Origin of the sequence: uncultured Helicobacter sp. (assembly GCF_949282165.1) — a bacterium.
In the GTDB taxonomy this organism is placed as follows: Bacteria; Campylobacterota; Campylobacteria; order Campylobacterales; family Helicobacteraceae; genus Helicobacter_F.
Map to the genome: position 1 here is coordinate 92,252 of NZ_CASDOV010000002.1, position 21,793 is coordinate 114,044.

Genomic DNA, 21,793 nt, shown 5'->3' on the forward strand with positions numbered 1-21,793 from the left:
CTCACTGCTTTTCTAGCAGGGATTGAATCTTTGGCGCATTTGTCTTGCTCACAAAGAAAAATATCTCCACGCGATTGTTTTTTGCGCGATTTTGCGGTGTGTCGTTTGGCGCGATAGGATCGTAGGGTCCATATCCGGATATGGAGATTCTGTGGGGTTGTATGCCCTTTTGGACGAGCTCGCGCATCACATTAATCGCACGCGCGCTTGAGAGCTCATAGCTATCCTTATAGGGCGAGCGTGCGGGCAGGGGCGCATTATCAGTGTAGCCGCGCACATCGAGATGCACATACTCGGGATAGGCTTTGATGATGGTAACAAGCCGCTCTAGGTAAGTGAAATTATCACTATTGGTGATCTCTGCCACGCCGGGCTCAAAGAGAATCTGACTAGGCAGCCGCAAAAATGTCCCAGAATCTATCTGCTCTAGCACACCACCGATATCAGCCTGTATGTCTGAGGGTATGCTTGCCTCCGAGATGGGACCAGAGGAGGGCGAGCTCTCATCGGCATCATTGCCCTCATAATTGCCAGAATCTTGATCCACTTCGGAGGGCATAGGCATCGTGATGGGGAAGTCAAATACCGTGACAAACGCCTCTTTGAGTGCCTTTGCTTTCTCCACGCTTGTAGAGGAGATCGCCCACAGAGCGATAAAAAGTGCAAGCAAAAGCGAGAGGAAGTCTGCATAGGGCACCGCCCACTTTTCGCCAGCGGGGCATTCGGGGCATTTTTTCTTTTTTGCCATTTGCGCTCCTACTCAAATTGTGAGATTTTTGGCTCGCCGGGCTTGATAAATCCAAGCAGCTTCTCTTCGAGGTTGCGCGGATTGTCGCCATTAGCGATACTCACTACGCCTTCTACGATGAGCACCTTTTCTTGCACGATGTCCTTGCTTTTGGCATTGATTTTCTGCCCCAAGGGACCAAAGAGCGCGTATGCCCCAAAAATCCCCGTAACCGTCGCGGTAAAGGCTCCCGAGATACCCGCCGCCATCGCTTTGGGATCATCTAAGAGTTGGAGGGCGAGGATGAGACCGCACACCGCGCCCACAAGCCCAAATGTCGGACAAGTCTCACCCATAAGCATCCAATAATGCGCACTGCCGTGGTAATACTCCTCTAGCACTTCTATTTGAATCTCCATATCCTCGCGCACCGCGTGTGCGTCGCGCCCATCGATGATCATACCAAGTGCCTTGCGCAAAAAATCATCTTCTATCTGCGCTGCCTTGCCTTCCAGCGAGAGCACGCCGTCTTTGCGCGCCATAGTCGAGAGTTCCACTAGCTGCCTGATGGTTTCGTTGAGATTCACACTTGAGCCCAAAAAGGCGAGTTTGAGCTCTTTATACGCGCCCTTGACATACGCGCCATGTGTCGCGGTAATCGCAGAGAAAAGCGCGGTGGGGATCACGATGAGCACGGAGCTTAGATGTATGAGGTGCAGGGGATTGCCACCCTCTAAAATATCCCCGACAGAAATACTTGTGATAGACAAAAGTATGCCCATAATCGTTGTTAAATCCATTGCAAGCCCTTAAAAAGTTTAGGCTAGAAAAGCAAAAAGCGTTCTCAAAAATGAGTGGGCTGCTGTTAGCTTTGTTTAGAATCTTTGGAGCAAACGGGACAGGAGGGATTTTTGCGCGCAAGGAGTTTATTAAAATACAGATTTTGCGTATCAAACACACCCAGACAATCCACAAGCAACGTATCGCGCAAATATGGCGTGTCTTTGTGTAGGAAGTATTTGATAGCTTCCCCTGCCTGCATAGAGCCCACAATCCCGGTGCTAAAGCCATAAACGCCGCTTTGGATAGTCCTGCGCAGCTCTTGGGGGAGGAGATTCTCAAACACACACGAAAAGCACGCACTACCCGGAATATGCGTCATAATCTGCCCTTGGTATTGGTAATACCCCGCGGTGCTAAAGGGTTTATTTGTGGCTACACAAGCTTGATTAACCAAAAAAGTCGTATGGAGGTTGCTAGTCGTATCGATGATGAAGTCATAGCCCTGTATGATTTTGAGTGCATTGCGCACATCAAGGGCTTGGAAGTATCCCTCTATAACAATATCGGGATTCATTCTTTGGAGCTTGGCTTGGGCGGAGCGGACTTTGGGGCGATTGAGGAAAGAAGTCTCATACAGGACTTGGTGCTGCAAATCCTCTATATCAATCGTATCAAAGTCGATGAGCCCTATCCTGCCCACGCCCGCGGCGGTTAGATAGGTGCTTGTGATAGAGCCGATAGCCCCCACGCCCACGATGAGCACGCTCGCGCCTAGGAGCTTTAGCTGCCCTTCCTCGCCGACATTTGGGAGATTGATAGCGCGCAAATATCGCTGTTTGTGGGATTGGCTAAGCATTTTCTATCCTAGGGAGCCAAAATTTCACATTGGCTTGTTCATCGCGCGCGATTGTCCGCTCCCCGTGCCCGGGATAGAGAGGCATATCCGCGATTTCTTGTAGGGATTCAAAGCGCAGGAGGGACTCTCGCATATCTTTGGGGCTAGAGTAGGCAAAATCACTCCTGCCGATACTGCGATAAAAGATAAAATCCCCGCTAAAAATCTGCCCCGCTATCTCTATCATACAGCAGCCCGGCGTGTGCCCCGGAAAGTGATGAAACTTCACTTCTACGCCCTCTAGCGTGAGTGTTTGGCTAGTGTTGTGGGATTGTATCAGCGTGGTGGGGTGGCTTGGGGTGAGTCCGAGGCTAAACACATCGCTCTGTAGTAAAAACGCATCGAGCTCGTGGCAGATGAGTGGGATACCATCAAAATGCTCTTGGAGCTTGGCATTATCCCAAATGTGATCAAAATGCCCGTGTGTGTTGAGAATCGCTATGGGCTTTGGGCAGTGTGTGATCACCCATTGGTGCGCGTTTTCGCCCGGATCGATGATAAACTGCCCCTGTGGCAAATCTAAGATATAGCAGTGCGTCTGATACGCTCCAAAAGACTGCTGCAAAATCTGCAAGCTCCACTCCTTCATACAAACAATCTTTGCAAAATAAACCCAAAAATCTCATCAAAGCACGAAAATGCGCTAGAATCTAAAAACTAGATTCTATAACATTTTAGGTGCAAAGTGCTACAAAAAATCCTATTTTTTCTCCTAAGCATTACTTTATTACAAGGCGCGGATACAATCCTTGTAGATTCTACACTCTCTACGCCAAAGGCTTTTGTGTATGAGCAGGTTGTCTATTCTGTCTCAATTAAGATTCACAAAGATATTTTCACGCAGATTCACTCCCTAGATATCGCGCGCTTGTATGTCTTAGGGGCGCGGGTTGTGGAGGTGGAGCGCGTAGAGGGCGCGCACAGAGGCGAGTATATCGTCTATGAGCTGCGCTACTGCCTCTATCCGATAGAATCTGGCACATTGACTATCGAGCCTCTAGCGGTGCAGGTGGGGCTAGAGGATTTTTCATCTAAAGATGAGCAGACGCACGATGTCTTTTTATCGCCTCGCTCCACACACCCTCGCACGCTCACACACACATATTCTAGCGCGCCACACACGCTAGAGGTCGCCCCTGTGAATCTAGACTCCCTTGATAATCTCTACACCCAAACCCCGCTCTATGGCGCAAGCCGCCTCACTACCCAAGCCCTCGCGCGCGATGTGGGCGCGGGGGAGCCGCTAGAGTTTAGCATTGCGCTAGAGAGCTATGGCGATATTTTTGACTTGGATTTTGTGCTTGATATTCCTAATGTCAGCATTTACGCCGCGCCCGCGACGATTAGCTCAAAATGGAATGATGGGCGATATCTCCACACGCTAAGCAAGCGCTTCACACTCATCGCACAAGACACCTATGAGATTCCCTCATTTGGGTATAGCTATGTGCAGGGCTCTAGGGCTTATCCCATCGCTAGCACGCCCTATGCGATCCATATCCACGACGCCCCGCCGCCCATACACGAGGCAAGAGATTTTGTGTCGCTGTGGTGGGCTAGCCTAGGCGTCGTCGTGGCGATGATTGGCGCAGGGCTGTGGTGGTGGGCGCGCCCTAGTAGGAGGCTTTATAGGCTTATTGCTCGCTCGCGCTCTTATGGCGAGCTTTTGGGGGCGATACTAGCACACACGCCCCGCGCGTATATGCCTTTTGTGCGTGCTTTAGAATCTCGCCTCTATGATGACAAATCCCCCGCGTTTCCCAAAACCTCATACGACAAAAAGTTCCTATACGCCCTTGCCAAAGAGTTTTATGCCAAAAGGAGTAGTGTATGAATCCATTTGCCAAAGCCTTGAGTGAGATAAAAGCGAGGCATAGCCTCCGAGAGCTGCGCTCCTATGAGCACGAGGGCGTGTTTGTGCGAGGGAGCTTAGGAGAGCGACTGCTCAACCTCGCTTCTAACGACTATTTGGGCTTGCAGATTCTGTGGCGGGAGCGTATCGCGGAGTTTTTGCACCACGCAAGTAAAGAGGGCGCGTATATGAGTGCGAGCTCTTCGCGTTTGCTAAGCGGGGATTTCCCGATTTTTTCGCGCTTAGAATCCCTCATCGCGGGCTTGTATGGCAGAGATTGTCTGCTTTTTAATAGCGGCTATCACGCAAATGTTGGTATGATGAGCGCGCTGGGCAGGCTTGGCAATGTGCTTTTCCTCATCGATGAATACGCCCACGCAAGCGTGTTTGATGGTGTCAGCCTCTCTCGCGCCCATTTTAGGCGATTTGCGCACAACGACACACACGCCCTAGAAACTCTCCTAGAGTGCTACCATAGCAAATACGATATGCTTATCATCGTGGCGGAGGGCTTGTATTCTATGGACGGGGATTTTGCCCCCATAGCCGAGCTTGTGGCGTTAAAAAATCGCTATGACAATGCCTATCTCTACCTTGATGAAGCCCACAGCATAGGCGCGTGTGGCGATGAGGGCTTAGGCTTAGCGAGGGAGCTTGGCGTGAGTGAATCTGTCGATTTTTTAATCCTCACCTTTGGCAAGGCTCTAAGCTCGGTAGGTGCGTGCGTGGTGTGTGATAGCGAGGTCAAGGAGTATTGTATCAATACCGCGCGCAGCCTCATCTACTCCACCGCCCTCCCGCCGCTCAATATCGCCTTTAGCGCATATGTGTTTGCCTCTTTAGCGCAGCTAGCCCCGTATAGAATCCACTTGCGCACTTTGAGTGTGGAGCTAAAGCGCGAGCTAGCCCTGCGCTGCAAACACACTCGCGTGCTAGGGGAAGCGCATATCCTAAGCCTCGTAGTGGGGAGCAATGAGCGTGCCCTAGAGCTAGCACAGCATTTGCGAGTGTGTGGAATCTTCGCTCCAGCAATCCGCTATCCGAGCGTGCCCAAAAACCTCGCGCGCGTGAGAATCTGCCTCAATGCCGCCCTAGAGCCCACGCATACACACGCACTACTAGAGGCGATAGAGAGGGCGGAGCTATGAGGGTGCATTTTTTTAACGGCGCGCCACACACGCCTTTTAGGCTCTTTATGAGCGGGTTTGGCGTGCTGCCACGCGCATTTAGCCCCACGCAGCCCCTAGCGATGGTGTATGATTATCGCGATTTTGCTAATTTGAGCGAGATTCTCACTCTGGCCAAAGACGCCAAATCCCTCATCGCGTGGTCTATGGGCGTTGCCATAGCCTCTAGGATTTTCACAGCCCCCCTTGCTTGCTTGGATCGGGCAGTGGCGATAAATGGCACGATTGCGGGCATAGATTCTAGGCTTGGCATACATCCGCGGCTTTTTAAGCGCACGATTGCGGGCTTTGATAGGGAGGCGTTTGCGCGTGGGTGCTTTGGGCAGCGTGCGGAGGGCGAGGAGTGTGAGGAATATGGGGCGTGTGAGGAGGGCGCGCGTTTAGATGAGATTCTATCGCCCGCGCAGAATCTTACAGAGGAGCTACAATCCCTGCAGGATTTTTGCTCCCGCACGCCTCTAGGCTATGTGCCCAAGTGGCGCGAGGCGTTTGTGAGTGAGGCTGATGGGATTTTTAGCCCCCTCGCACAGAATCTCGCGTGGGAGGCATACGCCAAAGCGCACGAGGATTTCACGCTCCATAAGCTTGCGTGTGCGCATTTTGTGTTTTCATCGCTTGAGGTTTTGTGATGCCTAGCCTGCCTGCCCAGCGATTTTTGCGCCACGCTCATACTTATGAGAGTAATGCCATCGTGCAGCGCGCTATGGCTCAGAGGCTTGTGGAGATTCTGCGCACGGATTTCCCGCAATGCACGGAGATTTTTGAGTTTGGTTGTGGCAGGGGGAGCTACACGAGATTGTTACAATCCCTCTACCCCCACGCGCATTTTGTGTGCAACGACATCAACGATTACGCGCAATATTTTGGCGGGGATACAGAATTTTTGTGCTTTGATATGGGGCTTGTGGGCGAGGCTTTGCCCCCGCGTAGCTTTAGTCTCATCACGGCAAATGCGGCGATCCAGTGGCTCAATCAGCGCAAATGCTTGCAGGCACTGCCGAGGTTTTTGCGCCCTCGCGGGGCTTTGCTCCTCTCGAGTTTTGGGACGCACAATCTGTGGCAGATTCGAGAGCTATGCGGAGTTGGGCTAGAGTATCTGAATCTAGAGGAGTATGAGGAGATTCTAAGCAAGGATTTTGAGATACTCCACCTCTCGCGCAGCAGCCACACACTGCGCTTTAGCTCTAGTATCGAGGTTTTTAGGCATTTGCACGCTAGCGGGGTGAATGGCGTGCAAAAGGGCTTTTTCCTAAGCAAGGCACTTCTCAAAGAATACACGCAGAGGTTTGCCAACGCGCTAGAGTATGAGAGTGTGTATCTCTATGCGAGGAAAAAATCTTGACATAAGCCCTAAGGAAGGGGGATTGCGAGCGAGTGCCCCCTTGTGGAGATTGTGTGGCTTGTGTGGGACTACCTCCCACCGATACCGATTTCTAGCATACCCACGAGATTGTTGGCAGTGGGCAGCGTGGGATTGTAGGTAACATTTTGGTATTTTGCCCTAAGCTTGACATAGTAGAACAGATCGTCTTTGAATTGGTAAGAAAATCCCACAGAGGCGCGCAGCCCGTAGCTACCATCGCCACCCGAGTAATATCCCGCAAAGGTATTTGCCCCCGTGCTATATGCGTATTCTTTGCTTGTAATGTAGTCATAATCCGCACTATATTCCCAGCGTAGCCTCTCCCCGGCACTCAGCCAGCCATCTATGCCTAGAGTGAGAGCATTTGTCGAGGCTTGGACTCTGTCATTATCGCGTGTCGAGCCTGTGGCACCACTATCGCCAAAAAATCCGATATTAACATACAAGGGATTTTGACTTGATAGAGTGTTAAATCCAAATTTTAGCCAACCATCTCTGCTGCTAAAGCTGCCTTGTGTGCTGTTACCAAAATGTGCCTCAATAAATACTTGAATCTTGAAGCGCTTGCAGAAATAATCGCCACCACCGATGATATACCCTCCATACGCGCTCATATCGCCAAAGCTGCTTACACTATTGCTATTAAAAACCGGGAAATCCTGCTTGGTATAGAATCCACCCACGCCGATACGCCACTCTTCTCTACTCACGCGCTCTTGCTCCGCGAATGCAAGGTTTGCAAACACGCTTAAAGTCATTATCATCGCGATGATATGTTTCATTTGAACTCCTTAGTATAAAATGCACGAGACTTTATGACAAATACAAACATTCATATTTTGAGCACTCATAGTATCTTTCACTATGAGTGGTGTTCTATGGATTAAAACCCAATGTTTGGTGATTGTATCTTTATACTGCAGTTTCCGTTGAAAATACATCCAAGAATACTACCGCCGAGCGAAATGCCAACGGCAGCTAACCAAGACTCGCCCCTAGTCTCGCTCATCTCCTGCTCACTAAGCACTTGAGTTTTGACTTCATTAGAAGCGAACAAAAATTCTCTATCACTTTGACTAAGAGTCTTAGACTCCACTGCTGATAGAGAACTTAAAACCTAAACCTGCTGCCAATACAAAAGAAACTACGCCCTTCATATTAAACTCCGTAAAATTTTGTCCCACCTAAAAAGCGGGACAGAGCCCATTATATAAATAAAATATTGTATTGTCAAGTGAATTATTCTAAGGATAATTTTACTTTTTGTAATTTTGTAACACCATAATCTAACAACTTTCTAGATTCCACAACGCCGCTAGTGGGCTTAGATTCTGTCAAGCATCAAGGCAAGCTTACCCCCACTTCCAAAGTCGCCATAAGGCGCGTGCTATGAGGATAGGACACGAGATCGCCCACATAGTTTCTCGCAGGCGAGGCAGAATCTAGGATTTGGTATTTGGCACTTAGGCACGTGTAGATTCCGTATTTTTTGTCGTGTTGCAAGCCGATAAAAGCGCGGATTTCGTGGTTGCTTGGCTTGAGCGTGGAGACATTGTGCCAGAGATCTTGACTCCTAAGATAGATATAGCTCCCATACACGCCATATCCGTAGCTTAGGGCGTATTCTAGGTTGAAAGCTTCACTAAGTCTTTGTATGCCAGAGATTCCAAGCCCTATGGTGGCAAGTCCATTGTTTGGGATTTGTGATTGTGCTTGATACAGGGAGACATTTGCCCCTATGAGAATCTCTACAAAGAGGGGATTTTGCATAGTGCGGAGGTTTTTGCCAAAATGTAGCAACATATCGATAAATCCGCTGTTTGTGGCGATGTGGGATTGGGTAAAGGCGATGGGGCTTTGGGGCGTGTTGGTAGCGTGTGTGTAGGTATAGCCGGCTTTGGCTTCCCAGCTAAAGCCATACTGACTATCCCACCTACGCCACGCCCCAGCGAGAAACGCCCCGTGATTGGTAATGTCGGCGGGAGCGGAGGTGTGTGTCTCATAGCTATATCCCACACCGAGTTTAGAATCTATGCAGTAGGTGTCGCAGCGATACTCTGCCTGCACACTTATCACACACAGACAGGAAACAAACACGATGCGATATAGCCTTATCACGTTCCCTAATCCTATACAGAATCTGTGCTAAAACCCCACGCCAAGCTCTAGCATACCGATATATTGCTGCGTATGGGGGTGGATACCACTTTGGGCGAGATTGTAATATTTAGCTTTAGTTTCATATAATAATGCACATTTTCACTCAAATTATACGCAAAGCCTAGCGAAGCCCGCACGCCATAGCTATACCCACTAAGGTTAGTCTGTGTCCCATCAGCTCGCGCACGATAAAATCCGCTAAAGACATAATCATAGCCCGCGCTATACTCATAGCGAAGCCTCTCACTGCGCCTGATGATACCCTCCAGCTCTGCGCCCACTTGGTGGAGATAATTCACAAAGCCGTTGGTATTGTTTTTGCCAGAATCGGAGTTGGTGAGGTTAAAGGTATAGGTGATGTTGAGATAGAGCGGGAAGCTTTGGGTGAGGAGGTTTAGCCCCAGCATTGGGCGCACTTCAAAAAACACGCCGAGTGTGTCGGAGCGATCCGCGCTCACAGGGAAGTTACCCATATTGCCCTTATTTGCCCCAAAGTGCGTATCGAGCACGAATTGCACCCTTTCTTTGGGCGAGGCGCCTCTAGCATAGAAGTTTATATACCCTCCAGCGAGATTTATTCCCGCAGCCTCTGTATCCGCATACTCCCCATACATACCGCCCACGCCAAGGCGCACGACATTATCAGGGCAGCTCTCGCAAAATAGATGGCACACGCCGTGGTATTCACACATATGCGAGTAGTGCAGTGCCGCAAAAGTCGCAGCCATAGCAGAAGATGAGGAATGCGCCCAGCCAAAGCCACAAGCCCACAACGCATATAGGATAAGAAACTTTAATGTTTTCATTATGATACCTTTATGTGGAGATTCTGTATTGCTTAGATTCACAAACTAAATCCAAGCAGCAAAGAATCTATTGTATAAAACCAAGTATGGTATTGTCAAGCCCATCGCCCTACGCCCTAAAGGCTTTGTCTTTTGTAACTTCGTAACACCCGTGCTTGAGGCGTCTAGGCTAGGGGGGATTCTAGCTTTTGCTTAAGCCGCACCACTCTCAAGACTAGCCACCACACATAGCCCGTATATGGCACAAGCACGATGAGTGAGTGTGCCCCATAAAATCCCACCGGATAGAGCACTAGCCCAAGAGTGACGAGAATTTTTTGGTAAGTGTGCAAATGTCTTAGATTCACAAACAAATACCATAGGCAGAGTATGGACAAAAGACAAAGCCCTATCCATAGCCCTTCCATAGTATTACCTACCACCTAGTCCGATTTCTACCATACCTATGAGATTGCTCGCAGCGGGCGAAGCGGGATTATAAGTGATGTTTTGGTATTTGGCTCTAAGCTTGACATAGTAGAATAGCTTTTCTTTAAGTTGATAAGAAAAGCCAAGTGAAGCGCGTATGCCATAGCCATCACCATAACCAAACTTCACATCATTGTACCTTCCACCAATATAATTGTAATCCACGCCATATTCATAGCGAAGTCTCTCCCCCGACTTTATACTGCCCTCCACTCCTGCAAGCAGTCCAAGCGTATTGATTTTGAACGCATTGCTTCCGGTATCATCATAATATCTGTCCGTAGCAGTGCCAACATAAACAAACAACGGATTATCATACGATGCGAGGTTTAACCCGAACTTGAGCATAGTATCATAAAAGTAAAATGGCTCATTAATCCTAGAACTATTTCCAGCCCCTAGATCAAAGACTACACTAAACTTGAATCGTTTATAAGTCTCACTTGCATAAAATGATAAATACCCGCCAGAGTTTGTTACATCACTCATGGGAGCTAAATCTCTTTTGCCATATAGCCCACCTATGCCGACACGACCCTCCGCTGACCAATCATTGGCGGATACAAGAGTAACAAGACAAAGACAGGATACGAGCAAGATTTTTATTAAAACTTTCATTGCCACTCCTTATGTTGAAAATACAAATCATCAAGCAAGGCAGTAACCCTGCCTTGCCCTTAGAGGGTTAAAATTTAAACTCCCACCAGCCTTTATCATCAGTAATTTGATAGAGCGCAGCCAGAGCGCCCACAGCACCCCAAAATGTACCCCAAAAGCTTTCCCCTCTAGTCTCACTCATCTCCTGCTCACTAAGCACTTGAGTTTTAGCTTCATTAGAAGCGAACAAAAATTCTTTATCACTTTGGCTAAGGGTTTGAGACTCCACAGCAGATAAAGAACTTAGACCTAAACCTGTTGCTAATACTAGCGATACAACTTTTTTCATTTTGCAACTCCTTGCTGTGAATTTGTAAGATTTGTCTCACTTGCACACTGCACGACTAGTATAGCAACGATACCAGCGAGACAGCTTAAAGAGTAGCAAAATTTAGAAAGACGAGTCAAGAGTTAAGATAAATAAATTTTAATTTTAATAGATTTTGTAACATTTTAGTAGAATTTTTGAAAAATCTTTGTCTAGTGTAAGAGCCCATTAAATATTTTTTGATTACACTAAGGAACGGCTTAAACTTAAATTTAAGGACTTAGTTATGAAAACTGTGCAGATTCTATGCGTGTGCCTGTGTGTGCTTCACACTCGCCCCGTGAGCGTCGATGAGATCTTTGTCAAGCGCACGCAATTTAAGATAATGGGGAGCTTCTCATATATCAATATCCAGCGATCTGATGTGAATCTAGCCTCGGTGTCTGTGCCTATCAATGGCGGAAGCTCGTATGTGCAAATCCCCCTAAGCTATGCGCAAAATACCAATCAAGATTATCTCAACTTCTCGCTTTATGCGCGCTATGGGATCGCTAAACGCGTGGAAGTCTTTAGCACGCTCAATAGCTTTTGGCAGCATAGCAGCGTCTCTAGCGATCTCTCTAGTGCGCCCATCTCGCAGAGCTATGGGGATTTTGGCTCGCTAAATCTCGGGATGTTAATCCAAGCCAAAAAAGAGGGCAAACTCCCCGCCCTGCTCCTAGGTGCGAGCGCTGATGTGCTCGATAAGGCTTACTTTTCTGCCACCCAAAAGCAGCTAGATTCACTCAAAGGCTATTCGTTTTTTGCCATGAGTTTTTATACGATTGATCCCATTGTGTTACTTTTGCAGGCAAATTTTCGCCTAAACCTCCCGGCGCGAGTTTGAGGGATATAGGCTTGATAATGGCGAGATTTTTGCTCTAAGTCCTATGGTGTATTTCGCGGTCAATCCCTATATCTCGCTAAATTTTGGCGTGCGCTACCAATACGCCACGCAAAATAGCATAAACGATACTTTGAGCAATACCACGCGCTATGTCCCACAAGGCTCATCGGTTGGCTATATCTTTGGGCTAGCCTATGAGATAAAATCGCGCTTTATCCTCTATGCGAGTGCCGAGAAGCTCGATACGGCGCAATACTCTAGCGATATGCTCTCTTTCACGCTCTCATACAGAATCTAAGGCTTAAAGGACTCTCCACAAATGCGCTTACCCAATCTCCCACGATACGTTCTCATCTCTATCATTTTAGTTACTTTTAGTAACCTATATAGCGCAAGTGTGCATATCCATAATGAATCTGTTACTTTTGAGCAAGAAGTGCAATCGTGGGAGGAGCTCAAAAACACCAATCTCACGCGACAAAAATACGACTATAGCTGCGGGGCTGCCTCACTCTCGACGATTTTAAGCCATTACTATGGGATTAGCACGAGTGAAAAGGAGATTTTGGACTTTCTTTTAGAATCTAAGGGCATAGATGTGGATCTCAAAACACAGATTGAATCTAACGAGGATTTGCGCGAGATGGCGCATCTCTCATTCCTCGATCTCGCGCACTATGCCCAGCACAAGGGCTTTAGGACTATGGGGCTAGCACTAGATCTGCCCACACTCTCCACGCTCAAAGCCCCCGTGATCATCTATGTGAATGTGCGCGATGTGGAGCACTTTAGCGTGTATAAGGGGATTGATGAGCATTATGTGTATTTAGCCGATCCAAGCTTTGGGAATATCAAAGTGAGCATTGCGAAGTTTGTAGAGATGTTTTATAAACGAGAGGATCTAAGCTATCCGGGCAAGATTCTCGCTATCCTCCCGGGCAGTGCAGGGGCGGAAGTGAATGCGGAGTTTATGCAAAAGCATAGGATAGACACATTTTTGCTTGAAGTTTTGGTTGATAACGTTATGCGTTAGAATCTTTTGTGTGAAATTGGAACAAGCCTCATCAAGCACGCCCATTTTTATTGTTACCTTTATACACATATGGGAATCCTGCCTGCCCTTATATAGCCCCTCACAATCCCTCACTCCCTCACATACTGCGGATTCTAGCTATCTCATCGCGCAGGCGTGCGGCTTCCTCAAACTCTAGCATTTTGGCGGCTTGGTGCATTTTGGCACTGAGCTCTTTAATGATTGAATCCCGCTCGCTTTTTGGGATTTTTTTGCCCTTAGCACCCTTTTCATACAATCGCGACAAGCCGCTAGATTCTATCTTTAGCTCCTCCTCGATATTGCGCTGCACGGATTTGGGCGTGATATTGTGAATCCTATTAAACTCCTCCTGCTTGCTTCGGCGATAGTCGGTGATCTCAAAGGCGCGTTGCATAGAGCCCGTGATGTGTTTGGCATACAAAATCACCTTACCATTGACATTGCGTGCGGCACGCCCCATCGTCTGTATGAGGCTTGTCTCACTGCGCAAAAACCCCTCTTTGTCCGCATCGAGTATCGCAATGAGGCTCACCTCGGGCAGATCCAGTCCTTCGCGCAAGAGATTGATCCCCACAAGCACATCAAACTCCCCTAGGCGCAGGGCGCGTATGAGGTGGTTGCGCTCGATAGAATCTATATCGCTGTGCATATAGCGCACCTTGATGCCTAGCTGCGTGTAGTAGGTGCTCAGCTCCTCCGCCATTTTTTTGGTAAGTGTGGTGATGAGCACGCGCTCTTTGCGCTCTATGCGTGCTTTTATCTCATCGAGCAAATCCAGCACCTGCGAGTCTGAATCCCGCACTTCATAAAGCGGATCGAGCAGCCCCGTGGGGCGGATAATCTGCTCGGCAATGTGGCTTTGGCTAAGCTCTAGCTCTAGCTTGGCAGGCGTGGCAGAGACGAAGAGAAAATGTGGGGCTTTGTTGATAAACTCATCAAAGCGCAAGGGGCGATTATCCAGCGCGCTAGGGAGGCGAAACCCATACTCTACTAGCACTTCCTTGCGACTTCTATCGCCCGCATACATACCGCCAAATTGCGGCAGGCTCACATGGGACTCATCGACGATGATAAGATAGGGCTTGTTTTTTTGCGCAAAATAATCAAGGAGCGAATAGGGTGTCTCGCCGGGAGCCTTGCCTGTGAGGTGGCGCGCGTAGTTTTCAATCCCCTTGCAAATCCCAGATTCTCTAATCATCTCCAAATCAAACTCGGTGCGCCCCTTTAGGCGTTGGTGCTCGATTTGTTTATCCTGCGCGCTAAACTCCGCTAGTCGTGAATCTAGCTCGGATTCTATCTCTCTAATGGCTTGCTTTAGGCGGTTTGCCCCCACGATGAATTGGTTTGCCGCATAGAGCACAAAGGAATCTAATCGCTTAAGTTCTGTGCGCTCGAGGCTATCATACACGCTGATACGATCGATCTCATCGCCAAAAAACTCCACCCGCACGAACTCTCGCTCATTGTATGCAGGGAAAATATCGATGACCTCCCCCACCACGCGCACATTACCGCGCTCAAAGGTGCTGTCATTGCGCGTATAGCCCATATCGATGAGTTTTAGCAAAAATTCTCGTTGGGAGCGTTGCTCGCCCACTTGGAGCTTTTCTATCATCGTGAGGTATTCTGCGGGATTGCCTAGGCCATAGTTTGCCGACACACTCGCTACTACGATGATATCGTCATAGGCTAGCAATGAAGTCGTCGCGCTTAGGCGCAGTCGCTCAAGATCCTCGTTGATACTAGAATCTTTTTCTATAAAGAGATCACGGCGCGGTATGTAGGCTTCAGGCTGATAATAATCAAAGTGCGAGATGAAATACTCCACCTTGTTGCTTGGGAAAAAGCCCTTAAACTCGCTATAAAGCTGCGCGGCGAGGGTTTTGTTGTGCGTCATAATGAGGGTTGGCATTTGCAGGGTGGCGATGATGTTTGCCATACTAAAGGTTTTGCCACTGCCTGTAACGCCAATGAGCGTGGAGTATCGCGCACCGCTGCGGATAGAATCTACGATTTTTGCGATGGCTTGGGGCTGATCCCCGGCTGGCTTGTATGAGGAATTTAGCCTAAAACTTGCCATAATTCTCCTTTAGACTTTAGGGGCTTTGTGTTATAATTTGGGGATTTTACCCCACAAATACTTAGAAGGACACACGATGGACACGCAGATTATGGAGAAACTCTCGCAAAAAATCGAGCAAATGCTACAAAAAATCTCTAGCCAAAAACTCGAGATAGATTCACTACGCACTAAAGTCCGCGAACTCGAAGCGGACAAGGAAGCCAAAGAATCCCAAATCTCAAATCTCTATGAAATGCTAGGCTCACAGAAAAAAGGCATAGAAGATCTCTTTAGCAAAATCGATGAAAGCTTGCGCTATGAGTGAGCAGCTAAAAATCAACATAGATGGCAAGCTTTTTTCATTTTGTGTGGATAATCTCTCGCAAGCCGTGAGGGAGGAGCTCGAGGCGTTGTTTTATACCGATGGGCAGTGCAAAAGGGTGCCCATAAAAGATCTCCTGCAAGCCTATATCGTGGCTGCTGAAAAATACGCCAAGATTCACTCATCGCTAGAATCTCTCTACCTCGAGATAGAAAATGCCTCTATCCCGCCCCAAAACATCACCGCGCAAGAACTCTAGATCCAAAACCCCCAAGTCTATGTTATGGACTACATCGTGGGGGTGTCTCAAGGGCGGGCTATGTTTGTCCTCATAGCACCTCTAGGCGTCTCCTCCCCCGCACTTACCTACGAGGTGCGCTCCCCCTGTGAGCGCGGGGATCTGCTACAAATCCCGCTTAAAGGCAAGCAGATTCTAGGCGTAATGCTAGAGGAGCAAACACAGCCAATCGATTTTGCCTGCAAGCTAGCGTGTGAGAGCGGCTATGCGTTTTTGCCCACACAAAAGCTTTTGGCAGAGTTTATCGCACGCTATTATTGTTGTAGCTTTTCACAGAGCTATGGGCTCTTTACCCCCCAAGCACTCTCTAGCCAACCTCAAAGCACGCAGAGCGCGCTAGATTCACAAACTAGCGATACGATAGGCACACCCACGCTCTCCCAAGCCCAAAGCGACGCGCTAGCGTTTATCAACGCCACGACAAATCCCCTGCTTTTTGGCGATACGGGCAGCGGCAAGACAGAGATTTATATCCATCTCATCGCCCAATATTTGCAAAGCGGGCAAAAAGCTCTTTTGCTAATGCCAGAGATCTCGCTCACACCCCAAATCGAGCAGCGGCTAAGGAAGGTTTTTGGGGATAAGGTGGGGATTTGGCACTCCAAAATCACGGCTAAAAAAAAGCAAGAGATTCTCACAAAGCTCCAAGATGGCACGATACACATCATCGCGGGCGCGCGCTCCGCACTTTTTTTGCCGCTCGAAAACTTCGGGCTTATCGTCATCGATGAGGAGCACGATGACGCGTATAAATCCCAATCCGCCCCGCGCTACAACGCCCGCGATCTCGCCCTATATCTAGGCAAGCACACACGCATTAAAGTCCTGCTGGGCTCTGCCACACCCAGCCTAAGCTCCTATGCCAACGCACGCAAGGAGGATAGAATCTATCGCCTTAAGGGGCGGTATTTTGGCACGCAAAAATCTTATATTTTTGACAACGCCCCGCTTTATGCGCCCTCGCTCTTAGATTCTGTATATCAAGCCTATCAATCCCACAAGCAAATCATCGTGTTTTTGCCCACGCGCGCGCATTTTAAAACGCTTCTTTGCCAAGAGTGTGGGAGCAAGGTGCAGTGCGTGTTTTGCAGTGTGAGTATGAGCCTGCATTTGGATAAAAACGCGATGGTTTGCCATTATTGTGGCTACACGCAGGCTATCCCTAGAGCCTGCCCAAGCTGCCAAAGCCCAAACCTCCAAAGTAAGCGCATAGGCACACAAGAATTTGCTAAAGAAATGCAAGAGCACTTCCCCACGATGCGCATAGGGCTCTTTGATCGCGATCATATCACTACGCACAACAAGCTCCAAAAAACGCTCAAAGACTTTAACGAGCATAGGCTCGATATGCTTGTGGGCACGCAAATGCTAAGCAAGGGGCACGACTATCACAATGTCGCGCTTTGCGTGGTGGTGGGCATAGACTATGTGCTAAGTAGTGTCGATTATCGTGCTAATGAACGCGCGATGAGTCTGCTCACACAGATTGCCGGCAGGAGCGGGCGCAAGGAAAATGGCGTGGTGTATATCCAGACGCTGCATAGGGAGTTTTTTGAGCCATTTATGCAGGATTATGAGGAGTTTTTGGAATACGAGCTTAGGCACAGACCGAGATTCTATCCGCCATTTGTGCGCCTTGCCAATCTTAGCTTCACGCACAAGAGCAAAGACAAAGCGTGTGCGCAAATGCAAGAAGTGCTAGCAATCTTAGAGAATCTAGCGCGCGCACAAAGCGCACAAAGCCACGATACGCCGCTAGATACGCCCGATACGCCAAGTGCGCCGCCCAATGCGTCCTTTGAAATCGTGGGGGCAAAAGCCTGCGATATCGAGCGGCTTTATGGCAAATATCGTTATAATATTTTGCTGCGCTCGCCCTCCGCACACGCGCTTTTGCGGGCGATTGTGTGTGCTAGGGAGAGTGTGAAATTTGGCTTTGAGATTGATATCGATCCGCTAAGCACGATATAATCTGTCAGAATCTAAAAGGAGTGTGAAGATGAAAATATCCCTGCAGTGTGAAAACCTCCTACTACAAAGCACGCTAGAGTATTTTTTGCGCCAATATTTAAGCCCGCAAGAATCGTGTGATTTTATCCTTAGCGATACCAAAAGGCACTCCGATAAGCCCGTGTGCGTGCTAGGGAGCGAGGATTGTGATTTGCGCCAGCCTTTCACGCCCCAAGCCCTCCTTAGGGCTTTGCAGGACTTTTATGCCACGCATTTGGATTCTGTGCGAGCACCCACGCAACTCCCCACAGATTTAGAATCTGAAATCGCTACACTCCTTAGAGAATACACCCACAAACTCTATGAACTCTTCAAAAAACACGCCTAGTATCCTCATCAACGCAGGCACGCTCAAAGGGCTAAAGCTCGCCCTGCCACCCTCGCTAAGCACGCGCCCCACAAAGGCGATAGTGCGCGAGTCGTTTTTTAACACGCTTGGGGGCGAGGTGGTGGATTGTGTGTTTGTAGAGGGCTTTGGGGGCAGTGGCTCGATGGGGATAGAAGCCCTTAGCCGCGGTGCGCGTGAGGGTGTGTTTATTGAGCGAGATTTGCGCAGCGCGCAGGTTTTAGAGCGCAATCTCCTAGGCGCAAAGCAGCGCGATAATTCCTTGCGCTATAGAATCTACACGCAGGATTTTTTCACTTCCGCGCCTATTTTGCGCTCCCTCCAGACGCACACGATCTTATATCTCGATCCGCCCTTTAGCATACGCGAGGGTATGGCGGATATGTATGAGCGGTGCTTTGAGCTTGTGCGTGCGCTTAGTAATCCTTGCATTTGGCTCATCGCCTTTGAGGGTATGGGCGCGGCGTGCCTGCCGCAGACTTTGGGCAGATATGCTAAAATCAAGCAAAAAAAATTCGGAAAAAGCACGATATCGTATTACAGAATCTAGTGATGTAAGGAGAGCGTATGGCAGAGGAACAAGAAGCCGCTAGCGCGCCCGCGGGGGCTGTGAAAAAAGATAGGACGATTTTATTTATCATCATCGGTATGGTGGTGATGTTTTTGCTCCTTTTGGGGATTTTGGTAGCGGTGCTTATGACTTCTAATAACTCTCATCAAGAGCCCCAAGCAGCGCAAGCAGCCCAGAGCGAGCCTCAAGCACAAAAAACCGTGATTAATGTCGGGAGCTCGGTGGCAGCGAGGGCGAGTGATTATGGCAAAATGGGACCTATCTTTCCCATTGCCGAGGAATTTAAAGTCAATCTTCTCACCCAAACGGGCAAAAAAATCCTCATCACCCAAATAAGCCTCGAGCTTGATAAGCCAGAGAGTCAGCCAGAGATAGAGACTAAGCTTCCTGTGCTTTGTGATGCGATTATTGAGATTCTCTCTTCTAAGTCCTTTGAGGAAGTCGCCACGACTAAGGGCAAAAATCGCGTCAAAGACGAGATCGTGCAGCGGCTGAATGAGTTTCTCATCGATGGAAGCATTAAAAACATTTATTTTACGAGATTTCTCATCGGATAGCGTGTGCTAGGTATCGATGTCGTGCGTATCTCGCGCCTTGAGGGCTTAGTGCGGAGATTTGGTGCTAAGGGCTTGGGGCGGTTTTTGAGTGAGAATGAGATAGGGCTTTGCACAAGGCAAAATGGCTATAGCTATGCGCGCATAGCGGGGTTTTGGGCAGCAAAAGAGGCACTAAGCAAGGCGCTTGGGTGTGGGATTGGCACAGAGCTTGGCTTTTTGGATATGACTATCACGCTAGATTCTAAGGGCGCGCCCTATATCGCGCTAGATTCTCAAAAAATGTCGTATTTTCAGAGCCAAAAGCCCTTCGCCCACATAGCCCTAAGTATCACGCACGATGCGGATATCGCCATAGCGTGTGTGGCACTGCGATAAATAGACACCCCAAACACAAACAATAGAAAGGAAATTTATGGCAAAAAAACGCATTTTTTCAGGGATTCAGCCCACGGGAAACATACATCTAGGTAATTATTTGGGAGCGGTAAAAAATTGGGTGGATTCCCAAGAGGAGTATGAAAATATCTTTTGTGTGGTAAATTCTCACGCCATTACGATTAAACAAGATCCAAAAGAACTACATCAAAAAACCTATGAGCTTGCTGCTATACTTCTAGCATGTGGGATTGACACCCAAAAATCTCATCTCTTTATCCAAAGCCAAATCGATGAACACGCCGCACTTGCGTGGATACTAGATTGCAATATCCCTATGGGCGATATGAGTAGAATGACACAATTCAAAGACAAATCTGCCAAAAATCCCAAAAATATCAATGTCGGACTCTTTAACTATCCTGCGCTTATGGCAGCAGATATTTTGCTTTATCAAGTCGATGGTGTGCCGGTAGGAGAGGACCAAAAACAACATTTGGAGCTCACGCGTGATGTGGCAATGCGCTTTAACCGCGACTATGGCGAGTGCTTTAAGATCCCAGAGCCCCTTATCCCCAAGGTGGGCGCGCGGATTATGGGGCTAGATAATCCAGAATCTAAGATGAGCAAATCAAGCAGTGGCGCAAACCACGCGATTTTTTTGCTCGATAGCCCCGAGGCGATTATGGCTAAGTTCAAAAAAGCCACCACGGATTCACACACTACCATCGTCTTTGATCCCACTCGGGCGGGGCTGTATAATCTCCTAAGCATTTATGAGATTTTTACGCATAAAAGCAGGGAATCTATTGAGCAGGAGTTCGCGGGCAAGGGCTATGGGCAGCTAAAGAGTGCCATCGCCGAAGTCGTGATAGAATCTCTGCGCCCCATTAGGGAGCGATACGAGCGGCTTATGGGCGATGAGGGCTATATCCGCGAGATACTCGCTCAAGGCGCACAGAGCGTGCGTCCTATCGCTAGTGGGACTTATGAGAGGGCTAAGGAGTTGGTGGGGTTGGTGTAGTAAGGCATTCATCTTTTGGCGATAAATCGTTGATTCTGCGCTCGGGGTTTGGTCACTACCGCTTAGGTAGCTCCCTTTACCCCTCGCTTGAAAACAACGATTTCTCATCCAAAATCTTAGAATGCCAAGAGGGCAAGCCAAGCGTAGAATCTCAAGTAGATTCAGAATCTAAGGCATTTATAGAATCTAAAACAGATTCACAATCCACAACGCCAAAAACCTCATCAAAACTTTGCCCGATATCAATAATAGTGCATGCAGTAGCGCAATTGCAAAATTGCGCCATTTTTGCGGAGCGGAGCACCCCGTAGTAAGCGTCGTCGGGGTGGGGGGAGGCTAAAGAGTTCTTACCCGCCCACCCAAATCGGGAGCGACTTCGCGCGCGTGGCAACGCCACTCGCCCATACCTGCACATTCAAGCCCCTCACCCCTTCTCGCATAAAACACAAGATTCTAAAAAATTAGAAAATATTCGTGAGAATGCGAGTCTAAGAAACTTAGAATCTAAAACAGAGATTCTAGAGGAAACACAGAATCTAAGGCAATTGCAGAATCTAGCCCAACAGATTCACAAACACGCACAGAATCTAAAGAGATTCTAAAAAGCGAGCAAAGACAGAATCTAAGCTCAAAAGAATCCACAGAATCTAAAGTGGATTCAGAATCTAGCCTCTTAGATTCACGCTCTCACGGATACTTCCTAGATTCTCATCATCACTTGTTTGCGCAAAAGAAAAAAGGGTTTCCCCTCTCCCCGCTCTCCCCAGCCCCGAAAAAGATAAAGCGCCGCTTTTTTGCTGAGAGTGCCTCGCTATCTCCTTGTCTAGGCAAAGCGCAAGCTTCTTTAGAAAACGAAGTTTCTTTAGAAAAATCAGCGGTGGCACTGCTGCCACCTTGCTCCTGATTTTTCTAAAGAAGCTTACGCTTTGCCACACACGACAAGGGCGAGTGGCAGTTGGTGCTATCGCACCTACACATTGATTTGATTTTTGCTCCGCAAAAATGGCAGAATCTATTGGCATAGATTCTGCTCGGCTTGCGCTATTGCGCACATTATTAATATTTGGCAAAGCCTCGCTAGGATTTTTTGGTGTTGTGGATTGTGTGGGTTGTTTAGATTCT

The 21,793-nt window shown here is 48.4% G+C and carries 29 protein-coding genes; 16 read left to right on the plus strand and 13 right to left on the minus strand.

Annotation, left to right across the window (positions count from 1 at the left end; genetic code table 11):
• Window position 1: 1 nt before the first annotated feature.
• The 4 genes from motB to ACH2BK_RS02455 form a co-directional block, all read right to left on the minus strand.
• Window positions 2–748, minus strand: coding sequence for a flagellar motor protein MotB (gene motB, locus ACH2BK_RS02440; RefSeq protein WP_395001936.1), 747 nt, complete (start codon window positions 746–748; stop codon window positions 2–4).
• 8 nt (window positions 749–756) lie between these two features.
• Window positions 757–1,527 carry a flagellar motor stator protein MotA gene (motA, locus tag ACH2BK_RS02445; RefSeq protein ID WP_394995505.1) on the minus strand — a complete coding sequence of 257 codons (771 nt, stop codon included), beginning with the start codon at window positions 1,525–1,527 and terminating at the stop codon, window positions 757–759.
• A gap of 65 nt (window positions 1,528–1,592) precedes the next feature.
• Complete coding sequence (locus ACH2BK_RS02450) at window positions 1,593–2,366, minus strand: HesA/MoeB/ThiF family protein (RefSeq protein WP_395001937.1); 774 nt, start codon at window positions 2,364–2,366, stop codon at window positions 1,593–1,595.
• Window positions 2,359–2,994, minus strand: a complete 636-nt coding sequence (locus tag ACH2BK_RS02455; protein ID WP_394995501.1) for an MBL fold metallo-hydrolase — start codon at window positions 2,992–2,994, stop codon at window positions 2,359–2,361. The genes ACH2BK_RS02450 and ACH2BK_RS02455 overlap by 8 nt, the downstream gene beginning before the upstream one ends.
• A gap of 96 nt (window positions 2,995–3,090) precedes the next feature.
• Here ACH2BK_RS02455 and ACH2BK_RS02460 point away from each other — a divergent pair, with 96 nt between their 5' ends.
• Genes ACH2BK_RS02460 through ACH2BK_RS02475 form a run of 4 tightly spaced genes read left to right on the plus strand, consistent with a single transcriptional unit; the run spans window position 3,091 to window position 6,786 of the window.
• Window positions 3,091–4,239 (plus strand): hypothetical protein, encoded by a 1,149-nt coding sequence (locus ACH2BK_RS02460; RefSeq protein ID WP_394995499.1) that lies wholly within the window; start codon window positions 3,091–3,093, stop codon window positions 4,237–4,239.
• Complete coding sequence (locus ACH2BK_RS02465; RefSeq protein ID WP_395001938.1) at window positions 4,236–5,405, plus strand: aminotransferase class I/II-fold pyridoxal phosphate-dependent enzyme; 1,170 nt, start codon at window positions 4,236–4,238, stop codon at window positions 5,403–5,405. Before ACH2BK_RS02460 ends, ACH2BK_RS02465 begins: the two co-directional genes overlap by 4 nt.
• Window positions 5,402–6,073 carry a pimeloyl-ACP methyl esterase BioG family protein gene (locus ACH2BK_RS02470; protein WP_395001939.1) on the plus strand — a complete coding sequence of 224 codons (672 nt, stop codon included), beginning with the start codon at window positions 5,402–5,404 and terminating at the stop codon, window positions 6,071–6,073. Before ACH2BK_RS02465 ends, ACH2BK_RS02470 begins: the two co-directional genes overlap by 4 nt.
• Window positions 6,073–6,786: a methyltransferase domain-containing protein gene (locus ACH2BK_RS02475; protein ID WP_395001940.1), complete on the plus strand. Its 714-nt coding sequence runs from the start codon at window positions 6,073–6,075 to the stop codon at window positions 6,784–6,786. Before ACH2BK_RS02470 ends, ACH2BK_RS02475 begins: the two co-directional genes overlap by 1 nt.
• Window positions 6,787–6,854: 68 nt before the next feature.
• Here the strand turns inward: ACH2BK_RS02475 and ACH2BK_RS02480 are convergent, their stop codons facing one another.
• From ACH2BK_RS02480 to ACH2BK_RS02505, 6 genes are all read right to left on the minus strand, one after another.
• Window positions 6,855–7,589 (minus strand): hypothetical protein, encoded by a 735-nt coding sequence (locus ACH2BK_RS02480; RefSeq protein ID WP_395001941.1) that lies wholly within the window; start codon window positions 7,587–7,589, stop codon window positions 6,855–6,857.
• Between the two features lie 559 nt (window positions 7,590–8,148).
• Window positions 8,149–8,925 carry a hypothetical protein gene (locus ACH2BK_RS02485; protein ID WP_395001942.1) on the minus strand — a complete coding sequence of 259 codons (777 nt, stop codon included), beginning with the start codon at window positions 8,923–8,925 and terminating at the stop codon, window positions 8,149–8,151.
• 47 nt (window positions 8,926–8,972) lie between these two features.
• Entirely contained in the window at window positions 8,973–9,773 is an 801-nt protein-coding gene (locus tag ACH2BK_RS02490; protein WP_395001943.1) for a hypothetical protein, read from the minus strand.
• Between the two features lie 164 nt (window positions 9,774–9,937).
• Window positions 9,938–10,180, minus strand: coding sequence for a hypothetical protein (locus ACH2BK_RS02495; RefSeq protein ID WP_395001944.1), 243 nt, complete (start codon window positions 10,178–10,180; stop codon window positions 9,938–9,940).
• Window positions 10,181–10,184: 4 nt separating this feature from the next.
• Window positions 10,185–10,859 (minus strand): hypothetical protein, encoded by a 675-nt coding sequence (locus ACH2BK_RS02500; protein WP_395001945.1) that lies wholly within the window; start codon window positions 10,857–10,859, stop codon window positions 10,185–10,187.
• A gap of 67 nt (window positions 10,860–10,926) precedes the next feature.
• Window positions 10,927–11,187 carry a hypothetical protein gene (locus tag ACH2BK_RS02505; protein WP_394909286.1) on the minus strand — a complete coding sequence of 87 codons (261 nt, stop codon included), beginning with the start codon at window positions 11,185–11,187 and terminating at the stop codon, window positions 10,927–10,929.
• 265 nt (window positions 11,188–11,452) lie between these two features.
• Here ACH2BK_RS02505 and ACH2BK_RS02510 point away from each other — a divergent pair, with 265 nt between their 5' ends.
• The 3 genes from ACH2BK_RS02510 to ACH2BK_RS02520 are packed head-to-tail and all read left to right on the plus strand — an operon-like array spanning window position 11,453 to window position 13,085.
• The gene (locus tag ACH2BK_RS02510) at window positions 11,453–12,052 is read left to right on the plus strand and encodes a hypothetical protein (RefSeq protein WP_395001946.1); all 600 of its coding nucleotides are present in this window, start codon (window positions 11,453–11,455) and stop codon (window positions 12,050–12,052) included.
• A 43-nt stretch (window positions 12,053–12,095) separates the two neighbouring features.
• Window positions 12,096–12,350, plus strand: coding sequence for a hypothetical protein (locus ACH2BK_RS02515; RefSeq protein WP_395001947.1), 255 nt, complete (start codon window positions 12,096–12,098; stop codon window positions 12,348–12,350).
• 21 nt (window positions 12,351–12,371) lie between these two features.
• On the plus strand, window positions 12,372–13,085 hold the full coding sequence (locus ACH2BK_RS02520; RefSeq protein ID WP_395001948.1) for a C39 family peptidase: 714 nt from the start codon (window positions 12,372–12,374) through the stop codon (window positions 13,083–13,085).
• Between the two features lie 118 nt (window positions 13,086–13,203).
• Here ACH2BK_RS02520 and uvrB read toward each other — a convergent pair whose 3' ends face one another.
• Complete coding sequence (uvrB, locus tag ACH2BK_RS02525) at window positions 13,204–15,186, minus strand: excinuclease ABC subunit UvrB (protein ID WP_395001949.1); 1,983 nt, start codon at window positions 15,184–15,186, stop codon at window positions 13,204–13,206.
• A 76-nt stretch (window positions 15,187–15,262) separates the two neighbouring features.
• Here uvrB and ACH2BK_RS02530 point away from each other — a divergent pair, with 76 nt between their 5' ends.
• The 9 genes from ACH2BK_RS02530 to ACH2BK_RS02570 are packed head-to-tail and all read left to right on the plus strand — an operon-like array spanning window position 15,263 to window position 20,982.
• Entirely contained in the window at window positions 15,263–15,493 is a 231-nt protein-coding gene (locus ACH2BK_RS02530; RefSeq protein ID WP_394995462.1) for a hypothetical protein, read from the plus strand.
• Window positions 15,471–15,749 (plus strand): hypothetical protein, encoded by a 279-nt coding sequence (locus tag ACH2BK_RS02535; protein WP_395001950.1) that lies wholly within the window; start codon window positions 15,471–15,473, stop codon window positions 15,747–15,749. The genes ACH2BK_RS02530 and ACH2BK_RS02535 overlap by 23 nt, the downstream gene beginning before the upstream one ends.
• A gap of 24 nt (window positions 15,750–15,773) precedes the next feature.
• The gene (locus tag ACH2BK_RS02540) at window positions 15,774–17,759 is read left to right on the plus strand and encodes a primosomal protein N' (protein WP_395001951.1); all 1,986 of its coding nucleotides are present in this window, start codon (window positions 15,774–15,776) and stop codon (window positions 17,757–17,759) included.
• A gap of 28 nt (window positions 17,760–17,787) precedes the next feature.
• On the plus strand, window positions 17,788–18,126 hold the full coding sequence (locus tag ACH2BK_RS02545) for a hypothetical protein (RefSeq protein WP_394995456.1): 339 nt from the start codon (window positions 17,788–17,790) through the stop codon (window positions 18,124–18,126).
• Complete coding sequence (rsmD, locus tag ACH2BK_RS02550; protein WP_395001952.1) at window positions 18,101–18,694, plus strand: 16S rRNA (guanine(966)-N(2))-methyltransferase RsmD; 594 nt, start codon at window positions 18,101–18,103, stop codon at window positions 18,692–18,694. Before ACH2BK_RS02545 ends, rsmD begins: the two co-directional genes overlap by 26 nt.
• A 17-nt stretch (window positions 18,695–18,711) precedes the next feature.
• Window positions 18,712–19,272 carry a flagellar basal body-associated protein FliL gene (gene fliL, locus ACH2BK_RS02555; protein WP_395001953.1) on the plus strand — a complete coding sequence of 187 codons (561 nt, stop codon included), beginning with the start codon at window positions 18,712–18,714 and terminating at the stop codon, window positions 19,270–19,272.
• A 3-nt stretch (window positions 19,273–19,275) separates the two neighbouring features.
• Complete coding sequence (acpS, locus tag ACH2BK_RS02560) at window positions 19,276–19,647, plus strand: holo-ACP synthase (protein ID WP_395001954.1); 372 nt, start codon at window positions 19,276–19,278, stop codon at window positions 19,645–19,647.
• Window positions 19,648–19,684: 37 nt separating this feature from the next.
• A complete protein-coding gene (trpS, locus tag ACH2BK_RS02565; RefSeq protein ID WP_395001955.1) occupies window positions 19,685–20,671 on the plus strand; it encodes a tryptophan--tRNA ligase in 987 nt (328 codons plus the stop codon).
• A gap of 29 nt (window positions 20,672–20,700) precedes the next feature.
• Window positions 20,701–20,982, plus strand: a complete 282-nt coding sequence (locus ACH2BK_RS02570; RefSeq protein WP_395001956.1) for a hypothetical protein — start codon at window positions 20,701–20,703, stop codon at window positions 20,980–20,982.
• Between the two features lie 193 nt (window positions 20,983–21,175).
• Here ACH2BK_RS02570 and ACH2BK_RS02575 read toward each other — a convergent pair whose 3' ends face one another.
• Window positions 21,176–21,313: a hypothetical protein gene (locus ACH2BK_RS02575; protein ID WP_395001957.1), complete on the minus strand. Its 138-nt coding sequence runs from the start codon at window positions 21,311–21,313 to the stop codon at window positions 21,176–21,178.
• 23 nt (window positions 21,314–21,336) lie between these two features.
• The coding region (locus ACH2BK_RS02580; RefSeq protein ID WP_395001958.1) for a hypothetical protein at window positions 21,337–21,793 on the minus strand (457 nt) is incomplete at its 5' end.

Excerpts from the sequence above, each read along its gene's own strand:
- motB (WP_395001936.1), bottom strand. The coding sequence starts at position 748 with ATGGCAAAAAAGAAAAAATGCCCCGAATGCCCCGCTGGCGAAAAGTGG.
- motA (WP_394995505.1), bottom strand. The coding sequence starts at position 1,527 with ATGGATTTAACAACGATTATGGGCATACTTTTGTCTATCACAAGTATT.
- ACH2BK_RS02450 (WP_395001937.1), bottom strand. The coding sequence starts at position 2,366 with ATGCTTAGCCAATCCCACAAACAGCGATATTTGCGCGCTATCAATCTC.
- ACH2BK_RS02455 (WP_394995501.1), bottom strand. The coding sequence starts at position 2,994 with ATGAAGGAGTGGAGCTTGCAGATTTTGCAGCAGTCTTTTGGAGCGTAT.
- ACH2BK_RS02465 (WP_395001938.1), top strand. The coding sequence starts at position 4,236 with ATGAATCCATTTGCCAAAGCCTTGAGTGAGATAAAAGCGAGGCATAGC.
- ACH2BK_RS02470 (WP_395001939.1), top strand. The coding sequence starts at position 5,402 with ATGAGGGTGCATTTTTTTAACGGCGCGCCACACACGCCTTTTAGGCTC.
- ACH2BK_RS02475 (WP_395001940.1), top strand. The coding sequence starts at position 6,073 with ATGCCTAGCCTGCCTGCCCAGCGATTTTTGCGCCACGCTCATACTTAT.
- ACH2BK_RS02480 (WP_395001941.1), bottom strand. The coding sequence starts at position 7,589 with ATGAAACATATCATCGCGATGATAATGACTTTAAGCGTGTTTGCAAAC.
- ACH2BK_RS02490 (WP_395001943.1), bottom strand. The coding sequence starts at position 9,773 with ATGAAAACATTAAAGTTTCTTATCCTATATGCGTTGTGGGCTTGTGGC.
- ACH2BK_RS02495 (WP_395001944.1), bottom strand. The coding sequence starts at position 10,180 with ATGGAAGGGCTATGGATAGGGCTTTGTCTTTTGTCCATACTCTGCCTA.
- ACH2BK_RS02500 (WP_395001945.1), bottom strand. The coding sequence starts at position 10,859 with ATGAAAGTTTTAATAAAAATCTTGCTCGTATCCTGTCTTTGTCTTGTT.
- ACH2BK_RS02505 (WP_394909286.1), bottom strand. The coding sequence starts at position 11,187 with ATGAAAAAAGTTGTATCGCTAGTATTAGCAACAGGTTTAGGTCTAAGT.
- ACH2BK_RS02510 (WP_395001946.1), top strand. The coding sequence starts at position 11,453 with ATGAAAACTGTGCAGATTCTATGCGTGTGCCTGTGTGTGCTTCACACT.
- ACH2BK_RS02515 (WP_395001947.1), top strand. The coding sequence starts at position 12,096 with ATGGTGTATTTCGCGGTCAATCCCTATATCTCGCTAAATTTTGGCGTG.
- ACH2BK_RS02520 (WP_395001948.1), top strand. The coding sequence starts at position 12,372 with ATGCGCTTACCCAATCTCCCACGATACGTTCTCATCTCTATCATTTTA.
- uvrB (WP_395001949.1), bottom strand. The coding sequence starts at position 15,186 with ATGGCAAGTTTTAGGCTAAATTCCTCATACAAGCCAGCCGGGGATCAG.
- ACH2BK_RS02530 (WP_394995462.1), top strand. The coding sequence starts at position 15,263 with ATGGACACGCAGATTATGGAGAAACTCTCGCAAAAAATCGAGCAAATG.
- ACH2BK_RS02535 (WP_395001950.1), top strand. The coding sequence starts at position 15,471 with ATGAAAGCTTGCGCTATGAGTGAGCAGCTAAAAATCAACATAGATGGC.
- ACH2BK_RS02540 (WP_395001951.1), top strand. The coding sequence starts at position 15,774 with ATGGACTACATCGTGGGGGTGTCTCAAGGGCGGGCTATGTTTGTCCTC.
- ACH2BK_RS02545 (WP_394995456.1), top strand. The coding sequence starts at position 17,788 with ATGAAAATATCCCTGCAGTGTGAAAACCTCCTACTACAAAGCACGCTA.
- rsmD (WP_395001952.1), top strand. The coding sequence starts at position 18,101 with ATGAACTCTTCAAAAAACACGCCTAGTATCCTCATCAACGCAGGCACG.
- fliL (WP_395001953.1), top strand. The coding sequence starts at position 18,712 with ATGGCAGAGGAACAAGAAGCCGCTAGCGCGCCCGCGGGGGCTGTGAAA.
- trpS (WP_395001955.1), top strand. The coding sequence starts at position 19,685 with ATGGCAAAAAAACGCATTTTTTCAGGGATTCAGCCCACGGGAAACATA.